The 11,607-nt window shown below is 68.5% G+C and carries 12 protein-coding genes; 3 read left to right on the forward strand and 9 right to left on the reverse strand.

Translation table 11 applies throughout. From position 1 onward, the window contains the following. Nucleotides 1–263: 263 nt before the first annotated feature. From BO996_RS09770 to BO996_RS29655, 3 genes are read left to right on the forward strand one after another with little or no spacing between them, the layout of a single operon-like run. Nucleotides 264–1,607, forward strand: a complete 1,344-nt coding sequence (locus BO996_RS09770; protein ID WP_232240503.1) for a L,D-transpeptidase Cds6 family protein — start codon at nt 264–266, stop codon at nt 1,605–1,607. Beyond that, the gene (locus BO996_RS09775; protein WP_232240504.1) at nt 1,607–2,938 is read left to right on the forward strand and encodes a L,D-transpeptidase family protein; all 1,332 of its coding nucleotides are present in this window, start codon (nt 1,607–1,609) and stop codon (nt 2,936–2,938) included. The genes BO996_RS09770 and BO996_RS09775 overlap by 1 nt, the downstream gene beginning before the upstream one ends. 11 nt (nt 2,939–2,949) lie before the next feature. Then, the gene (locus BO996_RS29655) at nt 2,950–3,120 is read left to right on the forward strand and encodes a hypothetical protein (protein WP_232240505.1); all 171 of its coding nucleotides are present in this window, start codon (nt 2,950–2,952) and stop codon (nt 3,118–3,120) included. Nucleotides 3,121–3,191: 71 nt separating this feature from the next. On the opposite strand, the gene BO996_RS09780 is transcribed toward BO996_RS29655, so the two are convergent. The 9 genes from BO996_RS09780 to BO996_RS09820 form a co-directional block, all read right to left on the reverse strand. Then, nucleotides 3,192–3,581 (reverse strand): hypothetical protein, encoded by a 390-nt coding sequence (locus BO996_RS09780; protein WP_013803741.1) that lies wholly within the window; start codon nt 3,579–3,581, stop codon nt 3,192–3,194. Nucleotides 3,582–3,709: 128 nt separating this feature from the next. Further along, on the reverse strand, nt 3,710–4,786 hold the full coding sequence (locus BO996_RS09785) for a GntR family transcriptional regulator (protein ID WP_071954626.1): 1,077 nt from the start codon (nt 4,784–4,786) through the stop codon (nt 3,710–3,712). Between the two features lie 51 nt (nt 4,787–4,837). After that, nucleotides 4,838–6,028 (reverse strand): ABC transporter substrate-binding protein, encoded by a 1,191-nt coding sequence (locus BO996_RS09790; protein WP_013803739.1) that lies wholly within the window; start codon nt 6,026–6,028, stop codon nt 4,838–4,840. Nucleotides 6,029–6,051: 23 nt separating this feature from the next. Then, nucleotides 6,052–7,146, reverse strand: coding sequence for a CobW family GTP-binding protein (locus BO996_RS09795; protein ID WP_071954627.1), 1,095 nt, complete (start codon nt 7,144–7,146; stop codon nt 6,052–6,054). Beyond that, complete coding sequence (locus BO996_RS09800) at nt 7,143–7,511, reverse strand: hypothetical protein (RefSeq protein WP_232240541.1); 369 nt, start codon at nt 7,509–7,511, stop codon at nt 7,143–7,145. Before BO996_RS09800 ends, BO996_RS09795 begins: the two co-directional genes overlap by 4 nt. Nucleotides 7,512–7,702: 191 nt before the next feature. Next, on the reverse strand, nt 7,703–8,461 hold the full coding sequence (locus tag BO996_RS09805) for an SDR family NAD(P)-dependent oxidoreductase (protein ID WP_063326947.1): 759 nt from the start codon (nt 8,459–8,461) through the stop codon (nt 7,703–7,705). 11 nt (nt 8,462–8,472) lie between these two features. After that, nucleotides 8,473–9,249, reverse strand: a complete 777-nt coding sequence (locus tag BO996_RS09810) for an SDR family NAD(P)-dependent oxidoreductase (RefSeq protein WP_071954629.1) — start codon at nt 9,247–9,249, stop codon at nt 8,473–8,475. Between the two features lie 7 nt (nt 9,250–9,256). Then, nucleotides 9,257–10,702, reverse strand: coding sequence for an MFS transporter (locus BO996_RS09815; protein ID WP_071954630.1), 1,446 nt, complete (start codon nt 10,700–10,702; stop codon nt 9,257–9,259). Between the two features lie 28 nt (nt 10,703–10,730). Then, nucleotides 10,731–11,606 carry a polysaccharide deacetylase family protein gene (locus tag BO996_RS09820; protein ID WP_013803733.1) on the reverse strand — a complete coding sequence of 292 codons (876 nt, stop codon included), beginning with the start codon at nt 11,604–11,606 and terminating at the stop codon, nt 10,731–10,733. Nucleotide 11,607: the final 1 nt, after the last annotated feature.

Genomic DNA, 11,607 nt, shown 5'->3' on the forward strand with positions numbered 1-11,607 from the left:
CCGGTCCGCTCCGTTACCTCGGAGCAGGCTTTGCGCCGTGTTTCATGGCCCTTGTCTCAAGGACCCATGCAGCGGGGCAAGGTGGCTTTCGCCTATAAAATCGCTGGCTTTTGGCTGCAGGCGCATATCGGCGTGTGCAAGAAGCCCAAAAGCGAACAGGCCCGTCTTCCAACTTTCATTGCGTAGAGAGCGCCCATATGCTGATTTCGTCCAGAGTTCCGTCGCGAGTGCCGGGTCGTACCTATTTGCGGATAGCCCGACCTGTGGCCATTGCCGCCTTCAGCCTGGGGGCCGCTTTGTGCGGGGCGTTTGCCCATGCGTCGCAGGAGGCGGTGGACGAGGTCTCCCGGCTGCTGGAGCAGGGTAAGGCGCCCCAGGCCGCCAAGCAGGCCGAGGCCTACCTCAAGCAGAACCCGGCCGATGTGCAGATGCGCTTTCTGCAGGGCGTGATCGCCGCGGAGCAGCGCCAGAACGCCCAGGCCATCAAGATCTTCACGGCGCTGACCCGTGATTACCCCAGCCTGCCCGAGCCCTACAACAACCTGGCCGTGCTCTACGCCGCCGAGGGCCAGGAGCGCAAGGCCTCGGAAGTGCTGGAGCAGGCCATTCGCACCAACCCCAGCTACGCCACGGCGCATGAGAACCTGGGCGACCTGTATGCGCGCATGGCCAGCGATGCCTATGCCAAGGCCTTGCAACTGGACGGATCGCGCCAGGCCATCCAGCCCAAGCTGGCCCTGATCACGCAGATCTTCCCCAAGCAGGGCGGCGCCCAGGTCAAGACGGCCCAGGCCACGGCCACGGCAACGGCCGCTTCGACCAAGGTGGCCGATGCCAAGGCAGCCCAGGCCCGAGAAGCCGACGCCAAGCTGGCCGAGACCCGCGCCGCCGAAGCCAAGGCCGCAGAGGCCAAGGCTGCCGAATTCAAGGCCGCTGAAGTGAAGGCCGCCGATGCCAAGGCCGCCCAGGCCAAGGCGGCGGAAGCCAAGGCTGCAGAAGCCAAGGCTGCCGAGGCCAAGGCTGCAGAAGCCAAGCTGGCCCAGGCCAAGGCGGCGGAAGCCAAGGCGGCAGAGGCCAAGCTGGCCCAGGAAAAGACAGCTCAGGCAGCTCAGGCAGCACAGGACAAGGCCCGCGCGGCCGAGGAAGCCAGGCAGGCAGCGGCCAAGGCCGCTGCTCCGGCCACCGCAGCAGCCGCCACCGCCGTGGCCGCCGCCGAGCCTGCCAAGGCAGCGCCTGCCGTCGATGAGAAGAAGGCCGCACAATCGGCTGCCGCGCAGGAAGTGGAAGCCGCCGTCAAGGCCTGGTCCACCGCATGGGCCGGCCAGGACATGGACCGCTACCTGGACGCCTACAGCGACCACTTCTCCCCGGCCGATGGCAGCAGCCTGGCCAAGTGGAAGGAACAGCGCCGCCAGCGCATCGTTGGCCGCACCGCCATCGTCGTCAATGTGCGCGACCTGAAGGTGACCGTGGATGGCGACAAGGCCACGGCCCAGTTCCGCCAGTACTACGCATCGGGCGCGCTCAAGACCACTACCCGCAAGACCCTGCGCATGCAGCGCGAAAAGGGACAATGGCGCATCACCCATGAAGGAACCGGCTCCTGATGCCTGAAAAAGCGCGTCCCCTGGCACTGCCACCCACCGGCCTGCTGCGCCTGCATGCGCGGGCCGCCGGGGTGGCCGTGCTGCTGGTCGCGCTGTCCGCGGTGTCCTTCAGCCCGGCAGCCCATGCCAGGCAGGCCAAGGCCAAGGCCTCCAAAACGGCAGCTGCCAAGCCTGTCTCCTCCAAGCCTGCCTCCGGCAAGGCGGGCGCAGCCAGGCTGCGCGCGGCATCGGGCAAGCCCGCCCTGGCCGCCGCTGCGGTGGCCACGGCGGGCGGTGCCGCTGCCGTGGCAGCCACCCATGCCAAGGCCGCCGCCCCCGCGCAGCAAAGCCAGGCGGAGGCGCGCCTGCTGGCCATCATCCGCCAGGTGGAGCAGCGGGATCTGGACGGCGCGCTGAAGGCCGCCGGTGATCTCACCGCCGAGGTTCCCAATTTCCGCGCAGCCCAGCTGGTGTATGCCGACCTGCTGCGCTTCAAGACCGGCCGTGCCGGCGAGGTGCTGGCGGGCACGCCCGTCGCCGCCTCCTCCGCTCCCGGCCATCCGGGCCAGGGCGTGCTGGTGCGGCACAACCTGTCCGTGGGCAGTGTCGCGCGGCTGGAAGGCCCGGCCAGTCCCACGCAGGCCCAGCTGCAGGATCTGCAAAACGAACTCAAGCGCCGCCTGCAGGCCGACAGCGGCGCGCCGCCCGCGGGCTCCGTTCCGGGCGAGTTCCTGATGCTGGGCGCGTCGGTGCGGCATGCGATTGCCATCGACGCCAGCAAGTCACGGCTGTACCTGTTCGCCCATGAGGCGGGCGGGCTGCGGCTGGTGGGGGATTTCTATGTCTCCGTGGGCAAGCTGGGCACGGACAAATGGCAGGAAGGCGACCAGCGCACGCCGCTGGGCATCTACTTCGTGGGCCGCCACATCCCCGGACCCCGGCTGCCGGAGTTCTATGGCAAGGGTGCGCTCACGGTCAACTTTCCCAACGACTGGGACAAGGCCGTGGGCCGCTCGGGCAGCGGCATCTGGCTGCATGGCTCGCCGCCCGACCAGTTCTCGCGCGCGCCCGAGGCCAGCGATGGCTGCCTGGTGCTGGCCAACCCCGACCTCACCTTGCTCATGCAGACCGTGGACCGGCAGACGCCGGTGCTGATCCGCGAGAAGCTGCAGTGGGTGGCCCCAAGGCCCAGGCCCAGCAGAAGGCGGCAGATGCCTTTGTGCGTGTCGTCGAGGAATGGAAGAGCGCCTGGGACGGGGCCGACCCGCGCAAGCTGGCCGCGCTCTACGCGCCGGACCTGCTGCAGTCGCCCGCCTCGCGCGCATCGCAGGAACGGCTGGCTGCCTACCTGAACCGCCCCGGCGTGACGCTGCAGGACCTGTCCATCTATTCCTGGAAAGATGCCAAGGGAGAGATCCGCGTGGTCAACCTGCGCGCCAGCAGCAAGTCCTTCGCCGAAGGCCTGCCGCTGCGCCAGTACTGGCGCAAGACGGGCGGGCGCTGGCAGCTCTTTTCCGAAGACGTGATGGGCTGAACCGGGCCGAGTCCGGTTGCTCCCGATAGCGCCCGATAGCGTCCGATAGCGCCAGGCGGGGCCCGGCCGGCTCAGGTGGTCTCGTTCTTGCGGTTGCTGTCGAACCGGCGCTCCGCATCGAACAGATGCTGTATCAGCACATGCGAGGTCATGTTCACGCCGATCCCGCCAATCATGGCCGGCAGCAGGTACAGCGCCGTGGACAGCTCCGAGACGAAGATGGCGTTGTCCGACAGCGACGGCGTCTGCCGGGCCGCCGATGCCAGGCTTTGCAGCAGGTAGACATCCACCCCCGCCATGGCCACCAGGGCCAGCCCGAACAGCAGTACCGTGGTGCGCGAGATGCTGCGCTTGGCCAGCAGGGCCGCGTAGATGGCGCAGGGAAGAACGACCGAGAAAACCACCAGGCTCCAGAATCTGGCTTCGGTGAAGACGGTGGTGCTGATGCGCAGGGCGTTCATCGGTGCGGTCCTTTGGGCGCCCAATATGCCGTGCTTGCGTAAACGCCCGGTGAACGGCAGGCAAACCAGCGGTTCCACATGCAACCAGCCGCGCCGGGCAGCGGCAGCCGACTGCAGGAATCACAAGATCAGGTCTGCCGCACCAGGTAGGCGGGCAGCTGCGTCTCAGGCAGCACGGCCAGCACCTTGAGCTGCAGCTGGGCGCGCTTGCGCGCCTGGGCCAGATAGTCCTGCAGCGCCTGTGCGGCCCGCTCATACTCCCCCTCCCACAAGGCATCGACGATCTGCCGGCAGTTCTCGGTCAGCGGCGGGTTGGGCGATTGCGGAAACATGCGGCAGAAGGTGCTGTGGATCAGCCAGGGCATCTGGCACTGCTGCAGCATGCCCACCAGCTTGTCGTTGGGGTGCCGGGCCAGGAAGTCGCCATGCAGGTGCTGCTCGACTCGTTGTTCCAGGCGCTGTTCCAGGCGCAATGGTTCCTGCGTGTCCAGAACACCTGGCGCCGTCGCGCCTTGCAGGCCGTGGCGCAGACTGGCGAGCATGTCCCTGTCCAGGCGCGGCCCGCTTTCGCGCAGCGCTGCGGGCGCCAGCAAGGCGAGCAGCTCGAAGTCCTGATTCACCGCGCGTGCCGTCAGCGCGGCCACACGCCAGGCGGCGTAGGTGCTTTTCTCCACCAGCCCTCTATCTACCAGCCGGCTCAGCACCTCGCGCAGGGCCACGCGGTTGACGTTGAAGTGGTCCATGGCGGCGCTCTCATCGATCTGAAAGCGCCCGAAGATCATGGCGATGGAGATGGACTGCTCCAGCTCGTCGTGGATGCGCTCGCTCTCCGATGGAATGTGGATCGTGGCCTGGCCCGCCTCCAGGCCCAGGGCCTGCGCGTCCAGCGTCAGGCGCTGGGGCTGCACGGCCTGCCCGGGCCGGGCGACCAGGTAGCCGCGTCCGTCGAAGGTGCTCAGCAGCCCTTCGGCATGCAGCAGCTCGAAGGCCTTGCGCACGGGAATGCGGCTGGTGCCGAAGACCTTGGCCACCGGCCCCTCCAGCAGCACCAGGCCGGGCGCCACCCGCTGCTCGACGATGGCCTGGCGCAGGCGCTGGCGTATCAGTTCATAGCGCAGCCGGCGCTCGGAATCGCCAGATTCGCCGCTCTCGCCGGTCTCTTCGTCCGGCGCAGTCTGCGTGGATGCTTGTGTGGCTCTTCTCATTCCTGCTTCATCTGCGTGTGCGTGTGCGTGTGCCGCCGTCATCGGGCAGGACTATAAGGCGCGCGCACGGCGCAGCAGCGTGGCCCACTGGCGCACCAGGTAGTTGTGCTCGTCCATGACGGTGTTCCAGACGGCGATGCGGCCCAGGCGCTGCTCGTAGGAGCCGCCGTCGCGCACGCTGCCGCGCGGGACCACGAGCTGGCCGTCGGTGCCCTGCAGGTCTTCGGCGGCAGGCAGGCCGGCGTACCAGTAGTCCCATTCGCTGGCGCTCAGGTGCTCGCGCGTGCGCAGCGGGTTGGAGATGTAGTAGCCCTGCCGCGCCATCGCGGCACCGGGCCAGCCGGATTGCCACCAGTTCAGGTAGCGGTAGGCGGCATCCAGCGTGTCGCCCCTGGCCTGGCTGGAGATGCCCAGGCCGCCGTACCAGGCGCGGTAGCCTTCGCGCGGACAGGCCAGCCGGTAGTCCAGCCCCGCTGCGCGGTAGTGGCCCATGGCTGGCGACCAGTGGCTCTGGATGGCAACGCCTGCATCGATCATCAGCCGTGCCGCATCGGCGTAGTTGCCCCAGAAGCCCCTGAACTGCTCGGACTCCTGCCGCTGCAGCAGCACGGCCATCATCCGGTCGATTTCCTCCAGCCCCAGGTTGCTGATGTCGCCGAAACGCATGTCACCGCTGGCCTGCAGGGCAAGGGCCGCGTCCAGTGCGCCGATGGCGGCATCGGCCTGCAGCGCAGCGCGCCCTCGGCAGGCGGGGGAGACCAGCCAGGACCAGCTTTCCTCGGCCTGGTCGAACAGCGCGGGCAGGGCGGCGGGCAGGTAGACAAAGCTGTCGACGTTGTGCGTGAGCGGCAGCATGGAGATATGCGCACTGGGCACATCGCTGACGCTGCCATCGGCCTGCACATACAGGCGCGTGACAGGATTGCAGCCCGCGCCAAAGGCCGCCTGCGGCGTGATGCGGCCGGTGCGGGGCAGGGCGTTGACCTCGTCCCAACAGGTCAGGCGCGCCGTGTCGATGGGCTGCAGGGTGCCGGTGGGCCACAGGAAATCCACGCTGTGGAACCACTGGTCGTACAGGTCGAAGCTGTCCTGGCGCATCACGGCCTGGCGCTGGGCGTCGAAGCCGTCCAGCACCTCGAAATGGATGCGTATGCCCAGGTCCTGCTGCGCACGTTGGCGCAGGGCTTCGGTCAGCGTCACCGAGGTGCCGAGGACACGCAGTTCGGGATCGTTCTTGCGCATGTTGCGGTCCTTGCCGTGGAGGTTCACGCAGTGTGGGGTGAGGGGCTTGCCGGGGTCTGGCTGCCATTGTCCTGCGAGTGGAGGCGGTAGAACGATTGGAAGGATTGCCAGGAAGCCCTGACCTGCTGCTCATCGAGCCCGGCCGTGATGAAGACCAGGCGAGAGCGCCTGTCCTCGCCCGGCCACTCGGGCAAGTGCTCGGGGGCGTGCATGAGATGGCCCATGCCGTGCAGCGCCGTGGGCTGCCCCTGCGGCCAGCCATCCGCGGCCACGGCCACCAGTCCCTTCAGGCGCAGCAGCCGGTCGCCATGGCGGTGCAGCAGCATGGTCAGCCACAGGGTGAGCACGCACCAGTCCACCGGGCTGTCGAGTTCCACGCAGAACGCCTGGGCGCCTGCGTGCAGACCCTGACCCTGGCCCTGGCCCGTGCGGCCGCGCGGCGTGCCGGCAATGGCGCGTGCCAGCCAATCGGTTTGCAGAGCATGGGATTCCTGCATCTGCCAGGCAGGCGGTACCCCTGCGCCAGGGCCGCAGGTGACGATGCTGGCCAGGGGATTGATCTGCGCCAGTTGCGCACGCTGTGCCTCGGCCTGCTGTGGCGTGGCCAGGTCGGTCTTGCTCAGGTACAGCCGGTCGGCCGCCGCGACCTGGGCCAGCCATTCGGGGCGCTGGGACTGTTGCCACGGGGCATGCAGCGCATCGACCACGGTGGAGATGAAGGCCGGCCTGAAGATCCGGCGCAGCTGCGCATCGCCGATCAGGGTGGCGATCACGGGGCCGGGCGCGGCCAGCCCCGTGGTCTCCATCAGCACCCTTTGAAAAGGCGGCAGCTCGCCGCGCAGGCGGCGCTGGTGCAGGCGCCACAAAGCGTCCTTGAGTTCGCCGCGTATGGCGCAGCAGACGCAGCCGTTGTCCAGCAGCACCGTGTCGGCGTCTATGCGGCCCACCAGCAGATGGTCCAGCCCCACGGCGCCGAATTCGTTGATGAGCACCGCAGTCTCGCCCGCGGGCGAGTCCTGCAGCCACTGCCTGAGCAGCGTGGTCTTGCCGCTGCCCAGAAAGCCCGTGAGCACGCCTACGGGCAGCCGCTCGCCGTGGTGGTCCGTCAGGCCGCTCATGGCGCCTGCTCCCTGTGTTCCTGCGCTGGTGCACGCCCTTGTGACCGCACTTGTGCCTGCCCTTGTGCCTGCCCTTGTGCCTGCCCTTGTGCCTGCGCCGGCTGCCACGGCATGGCTAGCGGATCCAGGGCTCGGCCCAGCATCTGCTCGGCGGCGGGCCACAGCGCGCCGAAATCGGCAATCAGCACGCTGGCCCCCGTGGGGCCGGCCAGCACATAGGACTGGCCATGGAAATCGCTGAGCCGCAGCCGCCACAGCGCCAGCAGCCGGTTGGCGCGCGCAATCTGAATCAGCCGCTGGCGTCGCCCGGCCGATCCGACCGGCGCCTGGCTCCAGTGGCCGGAGGCCTGCAGCAAACCGCACATTCCACACATGACAGAAACCCTTTCGGTTGCGAATGGAGCCGCCTGCGAAACTGGCGCAGCCAAAGAGCAGAGACACCGAGGAAGGGCCTATGCCGGCCGCGCCGCCCCGCACAGAGGGTGTCGCCGGCTGCCCGTACGCCCCCCTCCGAAGAGAGGGGGAAGGCGCGAAGCGACTCAGGGGGTGCTTCTTTTCACGGCATGACATCGCCGGAGTTGGGCCCCAGCGTCTGTCCCACATACAGATTGCCACCGGGATCGGAGGCCAGCAGCACCGCCGTGGGCGCCACTTCGTCGGCGCGGCCGAAGCGGCCCAGCGGCAGGCTGGCCTCCTTGGCGCGCTTCCAGTCCGCGCTGATGCCATCGACCAGCGGCGTGGCGATGGGGCCGGGGGCAATGGCGTTGACCAGGACATTGTCGGGTGCCACTTCCAGCGCCAGCGACTTGGTGAAGCCGATCACGCCGGCCTTGGCCGCCGCATAGTGGCTCAGTTCCACGCCGCCCTTGATGCCCAGCTGCGAGGCGATGTTGATGATGCGGCCCCAGCGCTGGGCCTGCATGTGCGGCACCGCGCGCCGCGCGCACAGGAAGACGCTGCGCAGGTCCACGCGCAGCATCTCGTCCCACATCGCGGTGGACATGTCGGCGCAGCGCGACTGGGTGAGCATGCCGGCGTTGTTCACCAGGATGTCGATGCCGCCGAAGGCCTGCACGCAGCGGTCGATGATGCGGTGGGCCGTGGACTCGTCGCCCACGTCGCCGATGACGGTCTCGGCCTGCGCGCCCAGCGCGCGGCAGCGCCGGGCCACGCTGTCGGCGCGGGCGGCATCGATGTCGGCCAGCAACAGCTGCGCGCCGGCCTGCGCATAGGCCAGGGCGATGGCCTCGCCGATGCCGCTGCCCGCGCCTGTCACGACGGCGCGGCGGCCGTCCAGGGGCTTGGAGGTGTTCATGTCGGATGTACTCAACTGGGCCAGCGCACGGTCAGGCCGCCGTCGGCAATGATGGATTGGCCGGTGATGTAGGAGGCGTCGTCGCTGGTCAGGAAGCGGATCAGGGCGGCGATTTCGTGGGCCTGCCCCACGCGTCCCAGCGGGATGCCCCTGGCCGCCTGCGCCAGGCCCTCCGGCCCCAGCGAGTTGACCGGGTCCAGCGATTGCGGCGTCTCGATCAGGCCCGGAATCACGGCATTGCAGCGTATGCCGCGCGGTGCCAGCTCCATGGCCACGGCGCGGCACAGCCCTGGCACGCCTGCCTTGGCGGCCGCATAGTGGGCATGCTGCTCCCAGCCGTAGACGCCGCCTGCAATGGAGGAGACGGCCACCATGGCCCCGCCTGCAGCCATGTGGCGCGCACTGGCCCGGAAGGTGCGCATCACGCCGCCCAGGTCGATGTTGATGACCTCCAGCCACTGCGCATCGCTCATCTCGACCAGGGCCGCCTGGCGCAGCAAACCCGCATTGGCGACGGCGAAGTCCAGCCGGCCGAAGCGGTCCACCGCGACCCGGGCCAGGTGCTCGACCTGTTCGGCATCGCCCACATCGACCGCCTCCATGACGCACCGCCCGCCCGCGCGTTCGACGAGTTCCAGGGTCTGGCCGGGATCGTGCGGATCCCGGGGGTAGTAGCTGCCGGCCACGGCAATGCCTGCCTGCGCATAGGCCAGGGCCAGCGCCTGGCCGATGCCGCTGGCGGCGCCCGTGACGAGGGCCACCTTGTTGCTGGGGGTGTCCGGGTTCATGGCGGCCTCACTTCACGGTCTCGGGATCGACATGGGGCGCCAGAAACATCAGCAGGCCCGAGGCCGCGCAGGGAATGGCGCCCCAGTACAGCGCCGCCTGCACCCAGTCCGAGCCTTGCGACAGCGTCCAGGTCACGCCAAAGCCTGCCGCGATGGCGCCCACCTGGCCCATGGCGTTGACGAAGGAGCTGGCCGTGGCACGGATGTGGCTGGGAAAGCTCTCGCCAATCAGGAACAGGGCGGCTGCATAGGGGCCGATCAGGAAGAACAGCCCCAGCGAGTACAGCGGCACGATGCGCCAGAAGTCGCCCGAGGGCGCGTTCAGCATGAGAGCGAAGGCCAGGCCACCCAGCATCCAGCCTATGGCCACGGCGTTGCGCCGGCCTATGCGGTCACCGAGCCAGCCATGGAAGACATAGCCCAGAAAGCCCGCGAGATTGGAGATGATGAGCACCTGCAGCGCGCTGGAGAAATCCACGCCCTTGCCCGGCGTGCCGCCCGCGCCGCCCAGCACCGAGGTGCCCAGCACTGCGAAGATCACGATGGCGAACCAGTTCAGGAAAAAGCCCAGGGCCAGCGACAGCGTGGGCCGCAGCGAGGCACCGCGGAACATGGCCGACAGGCCGGTGTGCTGCTCCTGCTGTGGGCTGGCGCCATGCTCCTGCGCCAGGCGCATGGCCTCTGCCTCGCGCCCGGCGCGGCGCAGGTCGGCCACGCGCCGCGCGGTCAGGAACTGGGGTGTTTCCACCAGCCGTCTGCCCAGCACGGCGATCACCAGGGCCGGGAACATGGCGAACACGAAGGACAGTGCCCAGCCGCCGCCCTGGCCGAACCAGCGCTCGCCCAGCGGATACAGCAGGGCCACCAGCACGGCGGTGAGCACGGCGCCCACGGGCCAACCGCCCTGCACCAGCGAGTAGATGAAGCCACGCCGCCGCAGCGAGGCTGGGTCCGTGTAGACCAGGGAGAACAGCTCGCTCAGGTAGGTGGCGTTGATGCTTTGCTCGGCGTAGCCCAGGCCCGCCAGCGAGCGCACCACGATCAGCAGCACGAAGCCCAGGCCCGCCGACAGCCCGATCACCCAGCCGGCCAGCGCTGTCAGTCCCGAGCACAGCGCGGCGCCTGCCACGGCGATGATGATGCCCTTGCGCCGCCCCAGCCGGTCGGCGATGGGGCCGATGGCAAAGGCCACGATCACCGTGCCCAGCGTCACCCAGGTGTTCAGGCGCGCCTGCTGCTCGGCGCTCCACTGGAAGTGCTCGCCCAGTTGCGGCAGCAGGGTGCCGAAGAGGATGAAGTCGTAGACGGCAAAGACCCAGGCGAAAAAGCAGACCCAGGTGGCGTAGCTGACCTGCCTGCGCGTCACGGTGGGCGCGGTCCAGGGGGCATCGATGCCGGCCGGGGCCGGATGGCCGGCGCCTGGGGCGTCGGAGGCAATGGCGGAGGTATTCATGGTGTCCTCGCTGAGGTGGGATGCGGCATCAACGCGGCTGGCGGCGCAGGAAGTCGTCGGCGATCTGGTCGCAAGTCATGAAGCGCACGCCCTCATGCGACTGGAAATGCTCGATCAGGCGCTCCAGCATCAGCAGCACCTGGGGGCGGCCGGAGACATCGGGGTGGATGGTGATGGGGAAGACCGCGTAGTCGTGCTCGCGGTAGACCCAGTCGAACTGGTCGCGCCACATCTGCTCTATGTCGCGCGGGTTGACGAAGCCGTGGCTGTTGGGCGACTTCTTGATGAACATCATGGGCGGCAGGTCGTCCAGATACCAGTTGGCGGGGATCTCGACCAGCCGTGTCTCCTTGCCGCGCACCAAGGGCTTCATCCAGGTGTCGGGATGCTTGCTGTAGTCGATGCGGGTCCACTGGTCGCCCACGCGCACGTAGTAGGGATGGAAGTCGTTGTGCATCAGGCTGTGGTCGTACTTGATGCCTTTCTTGAGCAGCAGCTCGTTGGTGACCGGGCTGAATTCCCACCACGGAGCGACGTAGCCCGTGGGCGCGCGGCCGGCCAGCCGCGTGATGACTTCGATGCTGCGGTCCAGCACGGCCTCTTCCTGCTCGGGCGTCATGGCAATCGGGTTCTCATGGCTGTAGCCGTGGATGCCGATTTCGTGGCCCGCGTCCACCACGGCCTTCATCTGCTCGGGAAAGGTCTCGGCGGAGTGGCCCGGAATGAACCAGGTCGTCTTCAGGCCGTATTTGTGGAACAGCTTGAGCAGCCGCAGCGAGCCGACCTCGCCCGCGAACATGCCGCGCGAGATGTCGTCGGGCGAGTCTTCCCCGCCATACGAACCGAGCCAGCCGCCGACGGCGTCGACGTCCACGCCAAACGTGATCTGGATTTCCTTGCTCATG

Origin of the sequence: Delftia sp. HK171 (assembly GCF_001886655.1) — a bacterium.
GTDB classification, from domain to species: domain Bacteria; phylum Pseudomonadota; class Gammaproteobacteria; order Burkholderiales; family Burkholderiaceae_C; genus Comamonas; species Comamonas acidovorans.